General features: G+C 43.5%; 20 protein-coding genes, 1 riboswitch and 1 other annotated feature. All 20 genes read left to right on the top strand.

The window, feature by feature from the left end; genetic code table 11:
• Positions 1–152: 152 nt before the first annotated feature.
• Positions 153–237, top strand: a riboswitch (glycine riboswitch).
• A gap of 161 nt (positions 238–398) precedes the next feature.
• The 20 genes from gcvT (at position 399) to INP51_RS10170 (ending at position 23,421) form a co-directional block, all read left to right on the top strand.
• Positions 399–1,487: a glycine cleavage system aminomethyltransferase GcvT gene (gene gcvT / locus INP51_RS10265; RefSeq protein WP_193734761.1), complete on the top strand. Its 1,089-nt coding sequence runs from the start codon at positions 399–401 to the stop codon at positions 1,485–1,487.
• 25 nt (positions 1,488–1,512) lie between these two features.
• The gene (gene gcvH / locus INP51_RS10260; protein WP_193734760.1) at positions 1,513–1,899 is read left to right on the top strand and encodes a glycine cleavage system protein GcvH; all 387 of its coding nucleotides are present in this window, start codon (positions 1,513–1,515) and stop codon (positions 1,897–1,899) included.
• Between the two features lie 9 nt (positions 1,900–1,908).
• Positions 1,909–3,228, top strand: coding sequence for an aminomethyl-transferring glycine dehydrogenase subunit GcvPA (gene gcvPA / locus INP51_RS10255; protein ID WP_193734759.1), 1,320 nt, complete (start codon positions 1,909–1,911; stop codon positions 3,226–3,228).
• Entirely contained in the window at positions 3,229–4,698 is a 1,470-nt protein-coding gene (gene gcvPB, locus INP51_RS10250) for an aminomethyl-transferring glycine dehydrogenase subunit GcvPB (RefSeq protein WP_193737334.1), read from the top strand. It abuts the gene before it with no gap.
• Complete coding sequence (locus INP51_RS10245) at positions 4,682–5,680, top strand: lipoate--protein ligase (protein WP_193737335.1); 999 nt, start codon at positions 4,682–4,684, stop codon at positions 5,678–5,680. Before gcvPB ends, INP51_RS10245 begins: the two co-directional genes overlap by 17 nt.
• 29 nt (positions 5,681–5,709) lie before the next feature.
• Positions 5,710–7,119 (top strand): dihydrolipoyl dehydrogenase, encoded by a 1,410-nt coding sequence (lpdA, locus tag INP51_RS10240; RefSeq protein WP_193734758.1) that lies wholly within the window; start codon positions 5,710–5,712, stop codon positions 7,117–7,119.
• 139 nt (positions 7,120–7,258) lie between these two features.
• The gene (gene tnpA / locus INP51_RS10235; protein ID WP_193734757.1) at positions 7,259–7,681 is read left to right on the top strand and encodes an IS200/IS605 family transposase; all 423 of its coding nucleotides are present in this window, start codon (positions 7,259–7,261) and stop codon (positions 7,679–7,681) included.
• Between the two features lie 77 nt (positions 7,682–7,758).
• Complete coding sequence (locus tag INP51_RS10230; RefSeq protein WP_329602299.1) at positions 7,759–9,399, top strand: DUF4091 domain-containing protein; 1,641 nt, start codon at positions 7,759–7,761, stop codon at positions 9,397–9,399.
• A gap of 64 nt (positions 9,400–9,463) precedes the next feature.
• Positions 9,464–9,723 (top strand) — a binding site (T-box leader).
• 85 nt (positions 9,724–9,808) lie between these two features.
• Positions 9,809–11,467, top strand: coding sequence for a 2-isopropylmalate synthase (locus INP51_RS10225; RefSeq protein WP_193734755.1), 1,659 nt, complete (start codon positions 9,809–9,811; stop codon positions 11,465–11,467).
• Between the two features lie 14 nt (positions 11,468–11,481).
• On the top strand, positions 11,482–12,582 hold the full coding sequence (leuB, locus tag INP51_RS10220; protein ID WP_193734754.1) for a 3-isopropylmalate dehydrogenase: 1,101 nt from the start codon (positions 11,482–11,484) through the stop codon (positions 12,580–12,582).
• A gap of 72 nt (positions 12,583–12,654) precedes the next feature.
• Complete coding sequence (gene leuC / locus INP51_RS10215; protein ID WP_193734753.1) at positions 12,655–13,941, top strand: 3-isopropylmalate dehydratase large subunit; 1,287 nt, start codon at positions 12,655–12,657, stop codon at positions 13,939–13,941.
• Complete coding sequence (gene leuD / locus INP51_RS10210; protein ID WP_193734752.1) at positions 13,938–14,432, top strand: 3-isopropylmalate dehydratase small subunit; 495 nt, start codon at positions 13,938–13,940, stop codon at positions 14,430–14,432. Before leuC ends, leuD begins: the two co-directional genes overlap by 4 nt.
• Positions 14,433–14,707: 275 nt before the next feature.
• A complete protein-coding gene (locus INP51_RS10205) occupies positions 14,708–15,640 on the top strand; it encodes a metallophosphoesterase family protein (protein ID WP_193734751.1) in 933 nt (310 codons plus the stop codon).
• 345 nt (positions 15,641–15,985) lie between these two features.
• On the top strand, positions 15,986–16,507 hold the full coding sequence (locus INP51_RS10200; protein WP_230406764.1) for an HAD family hydrolase: 522 nt from the start codon (positions 15,986–15,988) through the stop codon (positions 16,505–16,507).
• 34 nt (positions 16,508–16,541) lie between these two features.
• A complete protein-coding gene (locus tag INP51_RS10195) occupies positions 16,542–17,474 on the top strand; it encodes an ABC transporter permease (RefSeq protein WP_193734749.1) in 933 nt (310 codons plus the stop codon).
• The gene (locus INP51_RS10190) at positions 17,474–18,340 is read left to right on the top strand and encodes a carbohydrate ABC transporter permease (RefSeq protein ID WP_193734748.1); all 867 of its coding nucleotides are present in this window, start codon (positions 17,474–17,476) and stop codon (positions 18,338–18,340) included. Before INP51_RS10195 ends, INP51_RS10190 begins: the two co-directional genes overlap by 1 nt.
• A gap of 58 nt (positions 18,341–18,398) precedes the next feature.
• Entirely contained in the window at positions 18,399–19,979 is a 1,581-nt protein-coding gene (locus INP51_RS10185; protein WP_193734747.1) for an extracellular solute-binding protein, read from the top strand.
• Entirely contained in the window at positions 19,960–20,652 is a 693-nt protein-coding gene (locus INP51_RS10180) for a hypothetical protein (protein ID WP_193734746.1), read from the top strand. The genes INP51_RS10185 and INP51_RS10180 overlap by 20 nt, the downstream gene beginning before the upstream one ends.
• 20 nt (positions 20,653–20,672) lie before the next feature.
• Entirely contained in the window at positions 20,673–21,797 is a 1,125-nt protein-coding gene (gene bglB, locus INP51_RS10175) for a beta-galactosidase BglB (RefSeq protein WP_193734745.1), read from the top strand.
• Positions 21,781–23,421: a hypothetical protein gene (locus INP51_RS10170; protein WP_193734744.1), complete on the top strand. Its 1,641-nt coding sequence runs from the start codon at positions 21,781–21,783 to the stop codon at positions 23,419–23,421. The genes bglB and INP51_RS10170 overlap by 17 nt, the downstream gene beginning before the upstream one ends.
• The last annotated feature ends 11 nt before the right edge of the window (positions 23,422–23,432 follow it).

The following is a 23,432-nucleotide window of genomic DNA, read 5'->3' as shown; positions in this document are numbered from 1 at the left end:
ACAAACATGAGAAAGCAACTGACGCTTTCATTATTGACATAAGCAAACCTGTCTGCTAATATGATACTAAGGTCAAAGGGTCATACATTACAGACTTATGGGAAAGCATGACTTGGGGACTTGTGTATCATTAACGTCAAAATATAAGACGGGTGATGAATTCGAGAGAGAGCACGGGATAAGTGCCGCCGAAGGGGCTTGCAAAAAACTCTCAGGCAAAAGGATCGAATTCGGACGTGACTCTGGAGAACGCTTTTTGTACCGACGGGGTGAATCTCTCAGGTAAAAGGACAGAGGCAGTCGGGATATTCTATAATGGAATATCCCTGACTGCCTTTTTTGCTGTATGACAAGTTGTCATAGTTTCGGGGTCAGATTATATAAGTTGGAGGTAGGAAATGGAACGAAAAACACCGCTTTACGAAACGCATCTGAAGTATCACGGAAAAATGTCGCCATTCGCCGGGTATCTTCTCCCAATTCAATATAAGGAGGGGGTGATAAAAGAACATAATGCCGTCAGAAACAGTGCCGGAATCTTTGATGTTTCCCATATGGGGGAGATTACATGTAAGGGAAGGGATGCTCTGAAAAATCTGCAGTGGCTGTTAACCAATGATTTTAACGGTATGACAGTGGGGCAGGCAAGGTATAGTCCGATGTGCAAAGAAGATGGGACGACTGTGGATGATTTGATTGTGTACAAGAGAGAGGAAAATGACTATTTTATCGTCGTAAATGCATCCAACAAAGACAAGGATTTCACGTGGATGAGAGATCACAGTCAAGGCGACGTCAGTTTTTGTGACTGTTCGGATCAGACGGCGATGATTGCACTGCAGGGTCCGAAAGCCCTGAAAATCCTGAAAAAGCTGACATCCGATATCCCAAAGAAGTACTATCACGCGATCTTTGATGCAAAGGTCGCCGGAGTTTTATGCATGGTCTCAAGGACTGGGTATACAGGAGAAGACGGTTTTGAACTCTACATGGAGAGTTCCTATGCTCCGAAAATGTGGGAAGAGCTTCTAAATGCCGGTCACGGAGAAGGCCTGATACCCTGCGGACTCGGTGCGAGAGATACACTGAGACTCGAGGCTGGGATGCCGCTTTACGGACATGAGATGAGTGAAAATATAAATCCCGTCGAGGCAGGACTCGGATTTGCCGTGAAGATGAAAAAAGATGATTTTATCGGAAAGGATCATCTGCCGGATAAAAGGGCGCTTACAAGAAAGCGTGTCGGCCTGAAAGTGACAGGACGTGGAATCATCCGGGGGAATGAAGAGGTATATCTAAATGACAAAAGAATAGGATTTACCACTTCGGGGACCTATCTGCCATATCTCGGCTATCCGGCAGCAATGGCGATTTTGGATACGGAATATGCCATACAAAACACCAGGGTCACTGTAAATGTCAGAGGACGCAACGTGGAGGCAGAAGTTGTTCCACTTCCGTTCTATAGCAGAAGCAGCAATGAGTAATTATTAAATAGAGGAGGTTTTGCACATGAAGGTATTGAAAGATCTGCTTTACACAAAGACACACGAATGGGTGAAATTTGAGGATGAGACGACGGCAGAGATCGGGCTTACCGATTATGCTCAGGATTCGCTTGGCGGAATTGTGTTCGTCAATTTCCCGGAGGAGGAAGATGAAGTGACGGCTGGCGAAGTATTTGCGGATGTGGAGTCTGTAAAAGCAGTCTCGGATGTCTATTCTCCGGTCACCGGTGTCGTGGCAAAAGTAAATGAAGAGCTGCTCGATTCCCCGGAGATAATCAATGATGAACCATATGAAGCCTGGTTTGTCAAAATCACAGACATCACAGAGAAGGAGGAGTTTTTAAGTCCCGAAGAATACGAAACATTTGTGGAAAAAGAACAGGAAGAATAGGAGGAGGCTATGGGATCATATATACCGGCAACGGATCGCGATACCGGCAAAATGCTGCATGCGATCGGCATAGAGAGCATTGATGAACTTTACAGGCAGCTTCCTGACAAAGCAAGACTAAAAGGGGATTTGAATCTTCCAAAGGGTATGTCAGAACTGGAAGTGAGAAGAAAAATAGAGGGGATTTCGAAAAAAAATGTGGTTTATCCAACCATATTCAGGGGTGCCGGGGCGTATCGCCACTACATTCCATCTGTGATAAAGAGCGTGATTTCTAAGGAATCTTTGTACACGGCATATACACCTTATCAGCCGGAGATCAGTCAAGGTGTACTGCAGTCGATTTTTGAATTCCAGACGATGATCTGTGAACTCACCGGCATGGATGTGGCGAATGCATCGGTTTATGACGGAGCGACGGCGGCTGCGGAAGCACTGGTCATGTGCCAAAGCAGAAAGCGAAAGAAGGCATTTGTCTCTGAGACAGTACATCCCGAAGTCCTCGAAACCATGAAAACGTATTGTTTCGGAAATGAAATAGAACTGGTGACCATCCCGGAAAAAGAGGGGCTGACAGATCTTGCATGGTTAGATGAACATCTGGATGATGAGACAGCCTGTGTCTGCATCCAGCATCCGAACTACTATGGGAATTTGGAACCGGCAGAAAAAATTGGACAGATGACGAAACAGCATAAAACGCACTTTATTATGAGCGTCAATCCGATTTCCCTGGGAGTTGTGAAAACGCCTGCAGAGTATGGGGCGGATATCGCTGTAGGAGAAGGACAGCCGCTTGGCTTGCCGCTGTCGTTTGGAGGACCGTATCTGGGATTTATGGCTTGTACAAAGGATCTGACCAGGAAGCTTCCGGGAAGGATTGCGGGGCAGACAGTTGATTCCAATAAAAAAACAGGATATGTCTTAACTTTGCAGGCAAGAGAACAACATATCCGAAGAGAGAAGGCATCGAGCAATGTCTGCTCTAATCAGGCTCTGTGTGCGCTGACAGTATCTGTTTACCTTTCGGCAATGGGACCGGAAGGATTAAAACAGACAGCGATACAGTGTATGTCTAAGGCACATTATATGGCGGGACAGTTGGATGCTGCCGGCTATACACTGGTAAACCGACACGAGTTTTTCCATGAGTTTGTGACGAATTCCAAAACTCCTGTGGAAAAAGTGATGCAAAAATTAGAGCAAAACAATATCCTCGGCGGATATCCCCTGCACGGTGCACGAGAAGGTCAGATTTTATGGTGCTGCACAGAGATGAACACGAAAGAAGAGATTGATACGGTTGTCCGGATGTTAAAGGAGGTGTAAATTTTGCTGATATTTGAAAGAGGAGAAAAAGGGAGAGGCTTAAGTCTTCTTCCCGCATGTGATGTGCCGGTGGTCCTGCCGGATGACGATAACATGAGACAGAAACCCTTACACCTTCCGGAAGTATCTGAAAATGACATCAGCCGTCATTATACGGATCTTGAGAGGAAATCCTATGGTGTCAACGATGGCTTTTATCCGCTTGGTTCCTGTACGATGAAGTATAATCCAAAAGTCAATGAAGATATGGCATCTCTGTCCGGATTTCGTGATATACATCCGCTGGCACCTGAAGCTTGTGTTCAGGGGTGTATGGAAGTACTGAAGACAGCGGAAGAATATCTTTGTGAGATTACCGGTATGGAGCGCATGACTTTTCAGCCGGCGGCGGGAGCACATGGCGAATTTACCGGGCTGTTGATGATCAAGGCGTATCATGAGGGCAAGGATGACAGAAAAAGAACGAAGATTATCGTACCGGATTCTGCACATGGAACAAATCCGGCGAGTGTTTCAATGGTCGGCTATACGATGGTCAGCGTCAAATCCAGAGAAGACGGCGGTGTGGATCTGGATGAGCTCAAAAATGTGGTCGGCGAAGATACAGCCGGTCTGATGCTGACGAATCCAAATACACTGGGATTGTTTGATCCGCATATATTAGAGATCACCGATATCGTTCATAAAGCCGGCGGGCTCACCTATTATGATGGGGCCAATCTGAATGCAATTATGGGTATCATTCGACCTGGGGATATGGGATTCGATGTCGTTCACCTGAATCTTCACAAGACATTTTCGACACCTCACGGAGGCGGAGGCCCGGGAAGCGGACCTGTTGGATGTAAAAAGTTTCTGGTTGATTTCCTTCCCAAAAATCTGGTGGATGAAGAAAACGGTAGTTATACGTTTACCAATCCCGGGAACAGTATTGGCAGGGTGAGAAGCTTTTATGGAAATTTTTTGGTTGTGCTTCGGGCCCTGACTTATCTGCTCACACTGGGAAAAGAAGGCGTGCCCTCTGTCGCATGTCATGCGGTTTTAAATGCCAACTACATGATGGAAGAACTGAAAGATCTCTATGATATCCCGTATCCGGCACCATGTATGCACGAATTTGTCATGAGCCTGGAAGGCCTGAAAAAGGAGACAGACATATCGGCGACAGACATTGCGAAAGGGCTGCTTGACTATGGAATCCATCCGCCGACGATGTATTTTCCACTGATTGTGCCGGAGGCCTTGATGGCAGAACCTGTTGAGACAGAATCTCTTGCGGCGATTGATGGGGCGATTCAGGCGTTTCGAGAGCTTTATGAGAGGGCTCAGACAGATCCCCAAAGCCTGCATCGGGCACCTGTTCATACACCGGCAGGCAGGATGGATGAACTTCGGGCGGCAAGGCATCTGATCCTGCGGTATGATTTTGATGAGCGGCAAAAAGGTGCAGATGATGATCAAAAATATTAAATATGTAGATGGAAAAGGTTTTGACCCCTATCTGAATCTTGCGCTCGAAGAGTATCTGATGCAGAACGTAAAAGAGAATGAATGTATCCTATATCTCTGGCAGAATGAAAACACCATTGTGATCGGAAGGAATCAGAACCCATGGAAGGAATGTAAGATCCATGAATTTGAAAGAGACGGCGGGCATCTCGTTCGAAGACTTTCCGGAGGAGGCGCAGTTTATCATGATCAGGGGAATTTGAACTTTACATTTCTTATCCGGAAGCAAGATTATGATGTCGACAGGCAGCTTGAAGTCATTGTAAAGGCCGTCAGAAAACTGGGAATCAAAGCTGAAAAATCAGGACGTAATGATATTACGGTATCAGGCAGAAAGTTCTCGGGAAATGCATTTTATACCAGAGGAGACAGGTGTTACCATCACGGGACGATGATGGTGAATTCGGATTTGACAAAGTTATCAGGATATCTTCAGGTCTCAAAAGAAAAGCTAAAACTCAAGGGAGTGGACTCTGTCCGCTCCCGGGTTACTAATCTTTCAGTGTACCATCCGGATCTGAATATTGATATACTCAAGGAGAAACTGATCGAGGCATTTGAAGAGGTTTATGGCCAAAAAGCAGTCATTTATGCGCAGAATGATCTGGATCAAAAAGCTCTTCAAAAAGGCAGAGAGAAATTCTCCTCTTGGGAATGGCTCTTTGGGCGTGATATGAAGTTCCAATACGAGCTATCGAAAAGATTCATCTGGGGAAATGTTGATTTTCAGTTTCAGGTGAATCAGGGAGTAGTCAGGGATATTCAGCTCTTTTCAGACTCCATGGACCCGGATTTTATTGACAGCATCCCGGAATACTTGAAAGGGTGCAGATATGAGAATCAGGATTTGACTGCCGGATTATCATTGGTACCTGCGGCAATCAAAGCCAGACAGGAGATGAAAGAAGATCTGGTGATATATTTTACAAGTGTTGAATTATAAAAACAAGGGTAGAGATGAGGTAGATATATATGTATGATCTGGTAGTGATCGGTGCGGGACCGGGGGGCTATGAGGCGGCACTTGAAGCGGCAAAGCTGGGAATGAAAACTGCTGTCGTAGAAAACAGGGAAGTTGGCGGCACGTGTCTGAATCGCGGATGCGTGCCGGCGAAAGCCCTGCTGCATGCCGCAGAGTTATATCGGAACGTCCAAAACGGTGAAAGATTTGGGATCATCTCAACGGATGTGGCCTGCGATTATGAAAAAATCAATTTTTACAAAGAAGAAGCTTCAAAGACTCTGCGGGAAGGGATAGAACATTTGCTGAAGGCGAATAAGGTGGATCTGATCCGGGGAACAGGTATTATTGTTGGAAGCGGTAAAATCAAAGTTACTAGAGACAAGAAGACGGAGGACATCGATGCAGAAAAAATACTGATTGCAGCGGGTTCAAAGCCGGCGTCGCTTCCGATCCCCGGAATAGACATCCCCGACATCATGACAAGTGATGATATGTTTCGGATGGAACAGATTCCAAAAAAACTGGTGATCATAGGCGGTGGGGTGATTGGAGTGGAGTTCGCTATGGTGTTTTCTTCCTTTGGCACAAAGGTTACAATTGCGGAGGCCGAAAAGAGTATTCTACCGGGAATGGATTCTGATATCTCTAAAAATCTCAAAATACTGTTGAAAAAACGTGGTGTTGAAATCCATACGGATACATTTGTTCAGAAAATCGAAAAGAAAGATCAGGGCTTTCTCTGCTCCTACTTGGAGAAATCGAAAAAAGGGGATAAGACTGGGGAGATTGAAACGCCATATCTGCTGCTCGCCGCTGGACGCACACCGAACACAGATGGGCTTTTCAACGAGGGGGTGACACCTGAGACAAAGAGGGGAAGAATCCTGGTCAATCAGGAGTTCGAGACGAGTCTGCCAGGTGTCTATGCAATCGGAGATGTCACAGGAGGAACTATGCTGGCACATGTGGCCAGTGCACAGGGAGTCTGTGCTGTGGAACTGATGAACAAGAAAGAGCCTTCCATAGATCTTGCAGTTGTACCGTCTTGTGTCTACACAGATCCGGAGATTGCATGCGTGGGAATTACCGAACAAGAGGCGAAAGAGAAAGGGATCGATGCCTTTTCAGGAAAAGCGCTTACACATTCAAACTGCAAATCTGTGATCACGAAAGAAGAGAGAGGGTTTGCCAAAATCGTAATCGATCGAGAGACAGATTACGTGATCGGTGCACAGATTATGTGTGCAAGGGCAACCGATATGATCGGTGAGATGGGGACAGCTATAGCGAATCATATGACTGTAAAACAGCTTATGAGGGCAATGCGTGCTCATCCTACCTACAACGAATTGATCGGGGAAGCACTTAAGATATCTGCAGAGGCGCAAGTTGATCGAAATACATCTATTCGAAAATGAAAGGATTCGTTTACAACTTCTTACATATGCGTTAAAATCAGGATATGAAAAGAGGCGGTAGAACGAATATGCATATTTTAATTGTCGAAGATGAACAAAATATATTGTATCAAGTGGAAATATACAGTATAATACAAATATGAGTACAACATATAAATCAAACAACAATATCGTCTATTCCTGTAAGTACCATGTTGTATGGTGTCCGAAATACAGGCGAAAAGTATTAACAAATGGTGTAGATGTTCGACTAAAGGAATTACTCCTTGAGTATGCTGCAAATCTTTCTGTAGACATTCTGGAAATAGAAATCATGCCAGACCATGTACACATACTGATGGAAGTAGACCCACAGTTCGGCATTCACAAAGCTGTGAAGTCTTTCAAGGGATATACTTCAAGGATAATAAGAAATGAGTTTCCGTTTCTTAAAACAAAAATACCTACACTTTGGACAAACAGCTATTTTGTATCTACAGTGGGAGGTGCTGCACCGGAAGTCATTAAGCAATACATTGAAAATCAGAAAACATCACAAAGGCAAAAGGACAAGCTGGGATAATGCAAAAAGGTGAAGCTTGGGTTCGTGAAAACTAAAGATAATTGGGAAAGGGAAAGGGCATGATTAACACAAAGATAGTGAGTTCACTTGAAAAGATATTTCCGGATGAAGAGCCTGTTGCAAAACCGGAGTGTACGAACTTAAGTGGTTTGAAGAAAGAGACAGTTTCTTTTCAGATTGCCTATTATGGGAATGTAAACTCTAAGGAGTATGTCCATCTAGAGATTGATTCAGATATAAAGGACTGGATTCGAGTGAGAACCGTGGAGCTGGTGCCATCTGCGCTGCCGTGCAATGCAGTCTATGATGACAATTATCTTAGAACAACTCCCGGCATGTTTCCAGATCTTTTAAGAGATCTGAAAAACAATCAAGTACCGGTGATCGCCCATCAGTGGAGAGCTCTCTGGATTGATATAACAATCCCTGAAGATGCAGATCCGGGAAATTACAAGATGTCTTTTATCATGCAGGAGGATAGTGTCGGGGAGATCCTGGATACAAAGACTACAAAAATAAAGGTAATTGATGCCATGCTGCCGGAACAGAGGCTGATTCACACGGAGTGGTTTCACGCCGATTGTCTGGCGGATTATTACCATCTAAGACCCTGGAGCGATGAATATTGGAGCATGCTCGAGAATTTCATACAGGAATATGGCAGCCGTGGTATGAATGCAATTCTTACACCGGTACTTACACCTCCTCTTGATACTGCAGTAGGGGGAGAGCGTACGACGATTCAGCTTGCAGTCATCGAAAAGAACGGTGATGGTTATAACTTTGATTTTTCGCGATTAAAAACCTGGATTGATATTTGTTACAGATATGGGATCAGATATTTTGAAGTTGCCCATCTTTTCACACAATGGGGAGCGACGAGTGCTCCGAAGGTGATGGCATGGGAGGATGGTAAGCCAGTCAAAATCTTTGGATGGGAGACAAAATCGGATTCTCTGGAATATAGCAGCTTTTTGAAACAATTTCTCACAGCTTTGACAGAACAGTTCAGGAAATGGGGTATAGTGGATCAGGTGTATTTTCATACTTCCGATGAGCCCTCCGAAGAGCATCTGGAGGCTTACCAGGCAGCGAGACAGGAGATTGATCCGTATATCAAGGGCTTTAAAACGTTAGATGCACTGTCTGATTATAGTTTCTATGAAAGAGGACTGGTGGAAAAGCCGGTTCCGGGGACCAATCATATTGAACCATTTTTGAAAGCAGAGGTACCTGGGCTTTGGACTTATTACTGTACAGCACAGAGTACAGAAGTTTCCAATCGGTTCATGTCTATGCCATCCGCCAGAAATCGGATACTGGGAGTTCAGTTATATAAATTTGGAATAGAAGGATTTCTGCAGTGGGGATTTAATTTTTATAATTCACAGTATTCACTGGAACATATCAACCCCTATGCGGTGACGGATGCGGGATCCGCATTTCCATCTGGAGATGCCTTTCTGGTCTATCCGGGGGAAGAGAAAAAGCCAGAGGAATCTCTGCGTCTTATGAATCTCTTTCATGCCATGCAGGATATCCGTGCCATGGAACTGCTTGAGAGTATGATCGGAAAAGATGAAGTGATAAAAGAGATGGAAAAGGACTTAAGTGAGGAGATTACATTCAAAAGATATCCGACTTCGGATGTCTGGCTGCTCGGATTTCGCGAAAGGATCAATGATCGGATAGAAACCTGTGTGAGAAGAGCACAATGAGAAAAAAATTTTGGTACTTGACATATTTTATCTTAAATGTTATCTTAATAGACAAAGAAAAAGCAAAAATGCTATGACGAGGATTAGTACATCAGTTTTTGATTCCAGAAAGCCGCTGGGTGATGAGAAGTGGCAGAGAAAACTTTTGGAACTGCCCTCCAAGCGGCTGCCTGAAATTCTTCGGAAGAGTAAGCACAGACGGAAGCCCACCGTTATACGGGCAGGATATAAGATCGATCTTGATCCGTATCCGCAGAGTGTGCGAAGAAATTCGCAAATATGAGTGGTACCGCGCAGGACTAATAGCAGTCTTTCGTCTCTTACAAAGATATGTAGGAGACGGAAGGCTTTTTCTTTTATCCGAAGGAAACAAGTTCACGTTTTATTCATTGGCAGGAGGAAAATTTGTATGATGAATCCAGGCAAGTATCAAAGACAATATTTCATGCCCCCGAAGGGGTATCAAAAATGGACGCAAAAAGAATATGTGGAAAAAGCACCGATCTGGTGTAGTGTTGATCTTCGCGACGGGAATCAGGCACTGGTCATTCCCATGAGTCTTGAGCAGAAGATTGATTTCTTTCAACTGCTGGTAAAGATCGGATTTAAGGAGATTGAAGTTGGATTTCCAGCGGCATCCGAGACAGAATATGAGTTTTTGCGTGCACTGATTGAACAGGATCTGATACCAGATGATGTCACAGTTCAGGTTCTGACTCAGGCAAGAGAACATATCATCCGCAAAACATTCGAAGCTCTGAAAGGATGCAAAAAGGCAATCGTACATGTGTACAATTCAACATCCTTTGCACAGCGGCAGCAGGTGTTTAAGAAATCGAAAGAGGAAATCAAAAAAATTGCAGTGGACGGTGCAAAACTTCTAAAAGAACTTACCGATGAGACCGGCGGTAATTACCGATTTGAATACTCTCCGGAGAGTTTTACCGGGACAGAGCCGCATTATGCTCTTGAGGTCTGCAATGCAGTCCTTGATGTGTGGCAGCCGACAGCGGTTCAGAAGGCGGTTATCAATTTGCCGAGTACGGTTCAGCTTTCTCTGCCTCATGTGTACGCAAGCCAGATTGAATACATGAGCAAAAACCTGAAATATCGTGAAAATGTTGTCCTGTCCTTACATCCTCACAATGATCGCGGATCAGGGGTGAGTGATTCAGAACTGGGAATTCTTGCCGGAGCTGACCGCATTGAAGGAACCTTATTTGGAAATGGAGAGAGGACCGGAAATGTGGATATCGTCACTCTTGCGATGAATATGTATGCTCAAGGAGTAGACCCAAAACTTGACTTTTCGGATATGCCGCATATTTGTGAAAAGTATGAAAGCTACACTGGAATGAAAGTTGATGAGAGGAGCCCATATAGTGGTGCACTTGTCTTTGCGGCATTTTCCGGATCTCATCAGGATGCAATTGCCAAGGGAATGCACTGGATCGAAAGCGAAGACCCAGATCACTGGACGGTTCCCTACCTTCCGATTGATCCTACGGATATCGGAAGAAACTACGACGCGGATGTCATTCGGATTAACAGTCAGTCTGGAAAAGGTGGCGTAGGGTATATCCTTGAGACAAGATACGGACTGAATCTTCCGCCGAAGATGCAAGAAAGCATGAGTTATGTGGCAAAGGATCGATCCGATCATCTGCATAAAGAACTTCTGCCCGATGAAATCTTCAGCCTCTTCAAAGAAACATTTGAACATGTAAACGGATCTTACGACGTAAATGAAGTGCATTTCCGACAGCTTCCGGATTCCGAGATTGAGGCAGAGGTTACTTTGACAGCAGGCGATAAGGAAACTTCAAAGACAGCGAGAGGAAATGGGCGTCTGGATGCTGTGAGCAATGCACTAAAAGCGGCATGTCATCTGGAATATGATCTTGTCACTTATCAGGAGCATGCACTTACCCAGAGTACGAGTTCCAAAGCGATTGCCTATGTGGGAATCAAAAAGCCGGATGGTAAACTTTCCTGGGGTGCAGGTGTAGATCCGGATATCATCAGGGCATCCATCGATGCACTTGTGAGTGCCATCAACAACAGATAAGGCGGAGGCGAAATATGAAGTATAAAATCGGATTAATACATGGTGACGGAATCGGTCCGGAGATTGTAAGTGAAGCAAAAAAGGTCCTGGATGCGGTATCGGAAAAGTATAAAGTGACATTTTACTATCAGAATCTACTTCTCGGGGGTGCATCCATTGATGCCTGCGGGGTACCTCTGACGGACGAGACTATTTGCCAGGCAAAACAATGTAATGCTGTTTTGATGGGGTCTATCGGCGGAGATGCCATGACATCTCCGTGGTATCAGCTGGAACCATCGAAACGTCCGGAAGCGGGACTTCTGGGGATTCGAAAGTCATTGAATCTATTTGCAAATTTAAGGCCGGCATACCTCTATGAGGAACTGAAAGACGCCTGCCCGTTAAAAGAGAAAATCATTGGAAATGGATTTGACATGATGATTGTTCGGGAGCTCACCGGCGGTCTCTATTTCGGAGAGAAGAAGACCACCGAGACAGACGGAGGAAAAACGGCGGTTGATACGTTAATATATAGCGAAGATGAGATTCGAAGAACTGCAAAGCGCGCATTTGCCATCGCGAGGAAACGCAGGAAGAAAGTGACCAGTGTAGATAAGGCGAATGTACTTGAATCCTCCAGACTCTGGAGAGCAGTGATGGAGGAGACAGCAAAGGACTATCCGGATGTGACATTAGAACATATGCTGGTCGACAATTGTGCGATGCAGCTGGTTGCGAATCCAGGGCAGTTTGATGTGGTTGTGACTGAGAACACATTCGGCGATATCTTATCAGACGAGGCAAGTATGATCACAGGATCCATCGGAATGCTCCCGTCGGCAAGCCTGAATGAGACGAAATTTGGTCTGTATGAGCCAAGTCATGGGTCGGCACCTGATATTGCGGGGAAAAATATAGCAAATCCACTTGCGACAGTCTTGTCGGCTGCCATGATGCTTCGGTTTTCACTGGACCTCGACAAAGAAGCCGCTGCTGTGGAAAGAGCGGTAGAAAAGGTTTTGAAAGAAGGCTATCGAACGCCGGATATCATGTCTAAAGGGTGCAAGGAAGTCTCGACATCCGAGATGGGAGACCTTCTGGCCGAAAACCTTTCGGTGATGCAGGCTGTCTGATAGAAGTAATTGGCATATCGGATTAATTAAGATTTCTTATAATAAGTTAGAAAAGTTCTGGAGGATAGAAACATGGGAATGACAATGACTCAGAAGATATTGGCTCAGGCGGCACATCTGGATCAGGTGGAAGCAGGGCAGCTGATTGAAGCGGATTTAGATCTGGTATTGGGAAATGATATCACATCTCCCGTTGCCATCCGTGAGATGGATAAGTTTGAACAAAAAGAAGTTTTTAATAAGGAAAAGATTGCTCTTGTGATGGATCATTTTGTTCCGAATAAAGATATCAAATCTGCAGAAAACTGTAAATGTGTGAGACAGTTTGCCTGTAAACATGATATCACGAATTATTTTGATGTTGGACAGATGGGCATCGAGCATGCGCTTCTTCCTGAACAGGGACTAACCGTGGCAGGAGATGTGATTATAGGAGCAGATTCCCACACTTGCACGTACGGAGCGCTCGGTGCATTCTCCACAGGTGTCGGAAGCACAGATATGGCCGCAGGCATGGTGACAGGAAGAGCATGGTTTAAGGTGCCTTCAGCGATAAAAATCAATCTGACAGGAAAGCCGTGCGGATGGGTGAGCGGAAAAGATGTGATTTTACATATCATCGGGATGATTGGTGTGGATGGTGCACTGTATCAATCATTGGAGTTCACTGGCGACGGCGTCAAACATCTCACGATGGATGATCGCTTTACAATCGCAAATATGGCAATCGAAGCCGGTGCCAAGAACGGTATTTTTCCGGTTGATGAGAAAGCTGCCGAATATATGCGAGAACATTCAAAACGCCCTTATAAGGTTTATGAGGCAGATAAGGATGCAAGATACGATGAGGAATATACGATTGATCTGTCAAAACTTCGCCCGACTGTGGCATTTCCGCATCTCCCCGAGAATACGAAGACAATTGATGAGATAAAAGAGGATGTTGTGATTGATCAGGTTGTGATTGGATCCTGCACGAATGGAAGAATTGACGATCTGCGTGTTGCGGCTGAGATCCTGAACGGACGAAAAGTTAAAGAGAATATCAGATGCATCATTCTCCCTGCAACTCAGGAGATCTATCTGCAGGCGATGGACGAGGGACTTCTCCGTAGCTTTATCGAAGCCGGGTGCGTGGTGAGTACACCGACTTGTGGGCCTTGTCTCGGCGGCTATATGGGAATTCTGGCCGAAGGCGAACGCTGTGTTTCCACGACGAATCGGAATTTTGTTGGACGTATGGGACACGTGAAATCAGAAGTATATCTGGCAAGTCCGGCAGTTGCAGCTGCAAGCGCCGTGACCGGAAAGATCAGCAGTCCGGAGGAATTTGGAATGTGGGAGGAAAGGAAAGTATGAAGGCTCAGGGAAAAGTATTTAAATATGGAGATAATGTAGACACCGATGTCATCATCCCGGCAAGGTATCTGAATCAGTCAGATCCCGCTTGGCTGGCAGAACACTGTATGGAAGATATTGACTCTGAATTTAATAAGAAAGTAAATCAGGGAGATATTATCGCAGCAGGGAAGAATTTCGGCTGTGGTTCATCGCGAGAACATGCACCAATTGCCATCAAGGCGTCTGGGGTCAGCTGCGTCATTGCGGAGACATTTGCCAGAATCTTTTACAGAAATGCGATCAATATTGGTCTTGCTATCATTGAATGCCCAAAGGCAGCCAGAGAAATCGAACCTTTCGATGAGGTTGAGGTGGACTTCGATACTGGAAGAATCAAAGATCTCACGAAAAATACAATATATCAGGGGCAGGCATTTCCACCGTTTATGCAGAAGATTATCGAGTCTGAGGGGCTGATTAACTACATTAACAAAACAAACCACAATTAACATGTTAGTACTAAAAATATAAAGAAGGGCATAAAAAGCGGTTATCTATTTGACCACCTTTTATGCCTTTTCTTTATATTTTGCTATATATGTGTCTGAAATTTTCCAAAGTCGAAGCAGGTCCCTGGAGTGTTCTTTCTTATTGAAAGAATCTATCGTAGAATTGTCCATTATGGGAAAGCTTTATGTATGCTATAATAGCTTTATGAGTCAAAGAGAATAGGCGGATATGTCTGCTGAAAGAATAAGATTTTTAGCAGATGGAAAGGAGAAAGATGGAAAAGAACTTGAAGTTTAGACAAGATGGTACTTTCAAGGTGATGCAGCTTACGGATATTCATTATACAGATGATGACGAGAGAGATCACAGGAGTGTGGCACTCGTCCGTCAGTGTATTGAGAAAGAGAAACCGGATTTTATTATGGTGACCGGTGATGCTGTGTATGGCCCGGATAATCTGAAGAATTTGGATAAAGTGATGGCTCCGCTCGTTGAATCGAAGATTCCATGGAGTTTTGTCTTTGGAAATCACGATGTGGAAGAAAACAGTGATGAAAAGACCTTGTTCTCCAGGTTGGAGAAGATGGATGGATTTATCGGGTATGATGACAGAGAGGCAGGTGATGGCTATGGCAGCCATATTCTTCCAATTTACGGAAATGATGAGGGTATGCCGTGGGCTATCGCGGGAATTGACTCCGGAAATTATAATCCGATGGAAGAAATTGGCGGATATGCCTATGTGACATCAAACCAGATCCGGTGGTATGAGAATCAGATGAAGAAGCTGGAAGAAAGACAAAAAGATTTTTCTGTATTGGCATTTCAGCATATACCGGTTCCCGAGATTGAAGATGTATGGAAATTTGAAAGGTGTTTTGGAGTGAAGAGAGACGGATTTGGATCTCCGCTTGTCAATTCCGGACAGTGTTTGTCCATGGTAAAAGACGGGCATACCAAAGGTCTCTTCTTCGGCCATGATCACGTGAATTCTTTCTGGGGAGATTATTACGGTTTGATCCTGGGATATGGAAGAAAGAGTGGATATGGAAACTATGGAGCGGAAGATTTCTTATATGGCTGCCGCATGTTTGTGCTAAAAGAAGATGACACACACAGATTTGAGACGTATGAATATCTGGAAAATGACCGATATGTTCGGGAACCGTGGAAATATCAGCCACTTATGAGGAGGGATGAAGGTTGAAATCAAAGACAAAAGCATATAAGTCCGGTATCAATTTATCACGAATGAGGTGAATGTGGAGATGTTTGAATAATTTTATTTATTAAAACGTGCGGTAAAGTCTGAATTGCTTTACAGCACGTTTCTTAGTTTCTGATATTCTCATGTTTGTTCGGGTCCCAAGGTCGTGCTTTTTCATGTGAGCATGAAACGCAGGACCTTTTGACCCTGGTATCATAGCAAATTATGCAATACTTTGTTTGAATTTATAACAAATAACGCATAGTAAAAATGTGACTAAAAATGTATAATGAACATGTTGAATTAATGGAATTTACACAATATTAGAATACGGAGAAGATGCGTGTGAATAAAAAAACAATCATTTTTATCGACAGCGGGGACACAATTGTTGATGAAGGAACAGAACAGAGAGATGAAAAAGGGATAGTCATTCATGCAGGTTTAGTTCCCGGAGCAAAAGAGATTCTGCAGACACTGCATGAAAGAGATTATATCATTGCTATGGTGGCAGATGGAGAAGAGCGCTCTTTCGCGAATACATATGAAGAGAATGGCTTAGGTCATTGTTTTACAACGAGAACAATTTCCGAAATTGTAGGGGTTCAAAAGCCGGCGCGGGAGATGTTTCAAGACGCCATGGAAAAGAATTCTCTTTCAGATGAAGATAAAGAGAGAATTATTATGGTCGGAAATAACCTGAAGAAGGATATCGTGGGAGCAAATCGTTTCGGAATCACTTCCGTGCTTCTTGATTGGTCACCAAGGTATAATATGACTCCATCCGGGAAAGAAGATCAGCCGGATTATGTAATTCACCATCCGCTTGACCTATTGGAATTGGTAAGCAGGCTGGACAAAGAATAAATCCGATATAAAACGAAAGGACAGGAGGAGTTCAATGATAAAAAGTAGGAAACAAAAGCAGAAGAAGGTACCTGTAAAAGTTTACTTCAGGAACACTTGGCAGCTTTATCTGATGCTTCTGATACCAGTGATTTACATAATTCTGTTCAAATACAAGCCAATGCTCGGCGTTGTGGCAGCCTTTAAAAAGTTTAATGTATTTGCAGGAATCTGGAAGAGCCCATGGGTGGGGCTGGAACACTTTAGAGAAGCTTTTGGCTCGGCCGAATTTTGGAGTGCTCTAAAAAACACATTGATTTTGAATATCGGAGATCTGATTTTAGGATTTCCATTCCCGATTCTGATTGCAGTATTTTTATTCGAGATTAATAGTAAAAAAATAAGAAAAGTGACACAGACAATTTTATATCTGCCTAATTTTCTTTCCTGGGTTATCATTGCCGGTATTGTGACTCAGTTGTTTTCATCCAGCGGACTTGTTAACGAATTATTTTGCAAGATGGGATTTGGTGAAGTGGGATTCTTAAGTTCTCCGTTTGCATGGAGAATTGTCTATTGGATTTCCGGGATCTGGCAGTCAGCCGGATATTCACTGATTATCTATCTGGCAGCACTGACATCTACAGATCCTTCACTTGGAGAAGCAGCCTATATTGATGGTGCGACGAGGCTTCAGAGAATCTGGCATGTGACACTTTCGCAGATTCGTCCAACGATATCTATTATGTTGATTATGCAGTTAGGTAAGATCATTTCTATCGATTTTGACCGGCCTTATATGTTGGGAAATACCCTGGTGAAAAGTGCATCTGATGTCATCAGCACCTATGTATATAATGTGGGACTTCAGTCAGGTCGGTTTGATTTTGCAACTGCCGTAGGCCTGTTCCAGTCTGTGGTTGGAATTATTCTGATTCTCTCTGTGAATCAGATTTCAAAGAAGATTGGAGAGGAGGGAATTATGTGATGAATGGAGTGAAAAGTAAAGAGGAAAAGAGATTTCAGCTGTTTTGGAAGATTTTATTCATATTGATCAGTATTATAGCGCTGATTCCGATTATACGTGTGATTTCCATGTCGCTTAGCTCCAAAAATGCGATCTTGTCAGGAAAAGTATTCCTATATCCTGTCGAGTTTACGCTGGATGCTTATAAGAAAGCCATAAAGAGTGGGAGTTTTACTTCCTCATTTTTATATTCGGTGGTACTGATGGTTATATCGACAGTCATCAGTATGGTTATGACAGTCCTGGCGGCCTACCCCCTTTCTAAAAAGAAGCTGAAAGGGGCTGGTGTGATCATGACCTTGTTCGTACTGACCATGTATCTAGATCCCGGAATTATACCTAAGTATCTCAATGTAAAAGACTTCAATATGATTGATACCGTATGGGCTTTGATTGTTCCGGAGGCTCTTTCAGCCTACAACATGATTATCATGTGTCAGGCATTCCGTGGGATTGATTCTTCCCTCTATGAGGCTGCAAAGATTGATGGCTGTAATGAAACACAGACATTGATTAAAATTGCACTGCCACTGGTATTTCCGACGATTGCGACGCTGGCATTGTTCTATGCAGTGGGAAGGTGGAATCGACTAAGTGATGTGTTATATTATGTGAATTCATCAAACCTTTACACGGTACAGATGGTTTTGAAACAGATGATAGAATCTGTTAAGATCTCTCAGCAGGAAGGACTGACATCACAACTTGTTGCAGATAACATTAAGTCTGCAAGTATTGTGATATCTATGGCACCGATGGTGATTGTATATCCATTTATTCAAAAATATTTTACATCGGGTATTATGCTGGGAGCAGTGAAGGGCTAGTGCCTTCGAAATGATTAAGGATGTAATAAACTAAAAAATATAAATGGAGGTAACGGGTATGAGAAAGAAAAGTTTGCTAAAGGGAATGGCAGTCGTACTAGCTTCGTCGGCAGTGCTTACAGGATGTGCGGGTGAAGGAAATCAAAAAGGTGCTAATGAGGCAAAAGATAAGGATAGTGGCAAAGAGGAGACAATTAAGGTGATGGTGTGGGACAGAGGGGATGCTGCCCCCGGGACTACTTCGGAAGATAATGAACAGACGAAATGGATTCAGCAGCAAGTGAAGGAAAAACTGAATCTCAATGTCAAGTTTGTAGCGGTGCCCAGATCGTCTTCGGATGATAAGTTAAATATTATGATGTCAGGCGGAAGCGCCCCGGATATTGTCTTCAGCTATGGGCAGGATCTTTTCAGTAACTACGCATCGAATGGCGGTCTGGCAGACCTTTCAGAGGCATATAAGAAAGAGGGAAAGGACATTGCGAAATATGTAGGTGATGTTCAGGATATGGGAGTGATTGACGGAAAGCAGTTCGCGATTATGAAGCAGAGAGGCGAGGAAAAGGCACGCCACACTGCATATATCCGAAAAGACTGGCTGGATGCTCTGGGAATGAATATTCCAAAAACAAAGGAAGAGCTTGAAGCTTATCTGAAAGCTGTAAAAGAGAAAAACCCCGGCAATGTGGAGAATGTTATCCCCTGGGCGATGAGTGGGAGAAATGACACAGAAAAAGGATACCTAAACTTCCTTGGATCTTATGTGGACTTAAAAGATGATAAGGAAGGCTATATGTACAATGAGGGCTACATGGCAGTTGCTTCGGGTGCCGAAGAGGGACTGAAAAAGCTTAATGAATGGTACAATGAAGGCCTGATCTCCAAGGACTTCTCGACGGATACAACCGAAGATATATACAAAGCACAGGTGACAGCGGGAAATGTTGGATTTATTCTGGATGATACCTCAAGGCCATGGGAGTATATAGAAGTTTTGAACAATACTATAGGTCACGAGACCTTTGTACCGGTGGAATGCTTTGATTTGCCCGATGGATCCTATCGAGATCCATATGAACCGAGATTTGGCATGTTTGTCATGATCCCTAAGACGAGTGAAGACAAAGTAGATGCCTGCATGAAATATCTGAACTGGCAGGCGGATCCGGAAGTGGCGGAAAATATTATATACACAAAGGATCACCAGAGAGATGAAAACGGAGTGCCGAAATTCCTGTCGCAAGAAGAATTATCAGAAAAAGGATATCCGGGAACTTGTGATGACCTGAATATTGTGAATCTGGCGCTGGATTATACGAATGATAAAGAGGCCATCATATCAAAATGTGTAAATGATCAGTCCACGGAATGGGAGAGTAAAGAGTGGTTTGAGAATTATTATGATGTGTGTGAAGTAGGAAAATATCGCCATCCTACCTATCCGTATATCTCAGAAGATGAAGCAAATTACGGTAAGAATATCACAGATACGATGATCGAGTATGTTTACAAATGTATCAGCTGCCCGACTGCTGACTTTGATAAGACTCAGAAGGAAGAATATGCGAAACTTGAGAGCGCTGGACTTAAAAAGGTATTGGATGCGAGAGAAAAATATTATGACAGTATTGAAAAATAAAGAAAGGGAGCTGGCACTAAAATATAAACCAGTTTTCATGATGGACCTACATGAGCCTTTTGCGATCTCTGCCATTGGATATACCCTCTTTGAACAGACACAAAAGAGCGATTCATTTCCAAAGAGATTTGTGGCTGTAGATGAGAAAAGCGTTGCTTTTGCCATAGAATATGCTGTCTGGTTTGATTATGATATTGAACATCTCTATGAGTTGGAACATGTGTGGGTGTATGTTGCCTCTGACGGAAGTGTTCATCATGCAGAAGGCAGCTTTCACGGAAAATACCTCAATATTGTTTCGCTGGACACAAAAGAAGTTCCAGTGTCCAATCAGACGCATCTTGTGGTATATCTGCAGCCGGGAAAGCATGCTGTGCTGCCGGACGCAAGAATGGTTCCTCTTATTCCTGGATGGAAAGAAAGCTGCAATACTACAGCCGGACAGGCTGGAGTTTTGATTCAGGAAATGTTCAGGAATCAGATTGTGGCAGATGATCAGGATCAGAATAAAGTGAGAAATTATATCAAAAAGAAATATTCCTTTGAACCGGCTATGGAGTATAAGCCATTCTGTCCGGATGATACGATATTTATGCCCTGGGAACAATTAAAAGAGTCTATTCCGCAAAGAGTCAATATGCAATTGGAGCTGATAAGAAGATACTATAACTGAAAGAAAGGATCAATGACGAAATGGGCTCATTTAAAATTAACAAAAATCAGATTTTCAGAACGATTGAACTTTATGCCGAAAGTTTTGAATCCGTATTATATGAGACAGACAGTAAATTTTTAGAAGGCATGGAGAATCGAAACCTGGCGGGAGATGATATCAATCGTTACAAATTCTGGGAATGGACACAGGGAGTGGGCCTTTTTGGATTCTGGAAATTGTATTGTTATACAAATAAGGAAAAGTACCTGAATATTTTGCTGAAGTATTATGACCGACAGATTAGCATTGGACTTCCGGCCAGAAATGTTAATACAACCACACCACTTCTTGCTATGTCATACGTTGCGGAGAATCAAAACCGTGAGGACTATATGAAGATCTGCAGGGAGTGGGCAGATTGGATGATGCAAAGTTTTCCGAGAACAAGGGGGGGAGGATTTCAGCATATGACCTCCGATACTGTAAATGATCAGGAATTATGGGACGATACTTTGTTCATGGCGGTCCTTTTCCTTGCCAATATGGGAAGAATATTAAAAAGGCAGGAGTATATAGAAGAGGCAAAATATCAGTTCCTGATTCATATCAAGTATCTCGCAGACAACAAAACAGGTCTCTGGTTTCATGGCTGGACTTTTCATGGAAATCATAATTTTGCAAAAGGTCTGTGGGGGAGGGGGAACTGCTGGGTCACTGCTGCAATACCAGAGTTTCTGGACATGATAGAATGTGAAGATGGTCTCAGGAGATATTTGATTGAAACATTGGCTTGCCAGGCTGAGGCACTGAAAAAGTATCAGACGGCTAATGGTATGTGGCATACTTTGGTAGACGATCCCAAGTCTTATGTGGAAGCAAGTGCCACCTGCGGTTTTGCCTATGGCATTCTGAAAGGAGTTCATATGGGAATACTTGATCCGTCTGATAAAGTATGTGCCATAAATGCAGTGAAACCGATTCTGGATCTCACGGACGAACAGGGTATCCTTCATCAGGTTTCTTATGGAACGCCAATGGGAAGATCAGACAAGGAATTTTACAAAAACATAGAGTTAAAGTCCATGCCATATGGACAGGCATTGGCGATTCTGTTTATGCTTGAAGTTTTGAAAGAAGAGGATACAGATGTTAAACCATTATAAGAGAATTTTAAAAGATACCGATCAAAGAGTAGCCCGGAGTCTGAAGACGCAGATAAGAACGAAAGGCTGCCACCGTGGGGGATTCTTGGATTCGGTTGGCTTAGTCCAACCGAAATATGCTATATACCAGGTAACTACAGCGATTGCAGCATACTGCAATTTTGATTCTTGTTATTATCGTAATGCAGATGTTTACGAGATGATCCGGCTGGGACTCAAGTATATTGCTTTGAATCAACACGAAGACGGGCTTTTCGATCTGATTAACTGCAATTTTCATTCGGCGCCGGACACGGCTTTCTGTGTGAAACGAATGCTTCCGCCTCTGAAATATCTGGATGCAAGACAAAGAGATGATATGGAAGAATCCATCTATATTAATTTAAAAGAGATTGTCAGATGCGGAATGAACGGACTGAAAAGGGGTGGGTTTCACACTCCAAATCATCGCTGGGTTATCGCATCCAATCTAATGGAATGCGGCAGATTTTTTGATGATGATGACTGTTTTAAGCAGGCACAACTTTATCTGAATGAGGGAATTGACTGCAATCAGGACGGAGAGTACGCGGAGAAGTCGTCCGGAAATTATAACCGGATCAACAACGATGCGATGATAACACTGGGAGATATAACAGGCAATGACGAATATTATTCGGATGCAATTCGCAATCTGAATATGATGCTGACTTATCTGGAACCTGATGGCAGTATCTTTACGGCAAATTCCACGAGGCAGGACCAAGGTGCTTTGATCTATCCGAAAGACTATTATCTGCAGTATCTTTCGATGGGATATCGAAAGAACATCCCGGAGTTTTTAGATGTTGCCAACTATATTTTCCAACTGATTGAAGAAAAAAGAATCTCTTCTCCGGATATTTTGATTCACTTTATGAACCATCCTAAACTTAAAAGTGTGGAACATGATGGCGTCTTTAGGCCGGGTTCTTATCAAAACTATTATCGTGATTCAGGGATCGTAAGAGCCTGTCGGAATGATAATACTTATACACTGCTTTTGGGAAAATCAGATTTTTTCCATTATTCCCAAAAGACGATGCATCTTCAGGTAAAACTGGGAGGAAGCTTTTGTGAACATCGGGCCTTTATCCCGGAATCTATGGAAAAGATGAAAGATGGATATCGACTTACACAGACAATGAGAGGGTGGTATTATCTTCCTTTCAAAGAAAAACCTGATACGAACGACTGGTGGAAGATGGACCACACGAAGAGAGAAAAACTTCATGGACCCAATCTTCAGATTCTCTGCGATGTCCTCGAATGTGAACATGGGATCGACCTTCATATCAAAGTATCCGGAGTAGAGCAGGCACCTTTTCGTCTGGAGATCGAGGTATCTGGTGCAGATCTCCTCTGGAATGATCAGTTTGCGCTTCCGGCAGAGAATGGAAAAAGTATGGTATTAAAACAAGGTATGGCCATATTTTCCAATTCTTCTGAGAGTCTACAGATAGGTCCGGGATTTGGAGAGCACCTGTATATCAATGGATTATTCGGAAGTGAACCCCGTTCTGAGCAGGCATTCACTCTGTACTTTACGGACTACACAAAATTAGATCATGTAATTCATCTTGAAACAGGTCATAAAGTAGTTTAAGATATAACTTT

It is taken from the genome of Blautia liquoris, assembly GCF_015159595.1.
Classification (GTDB): Bacteria; Bacillota; Clostridia; order Lachnospirales; family Lachnospiraceae; genus Novisyntrophococcus; species Novisyntrophococcus liquoris.
This window is presented reverse-complemented; position numbering and strand designations above follow the sequence as displayed.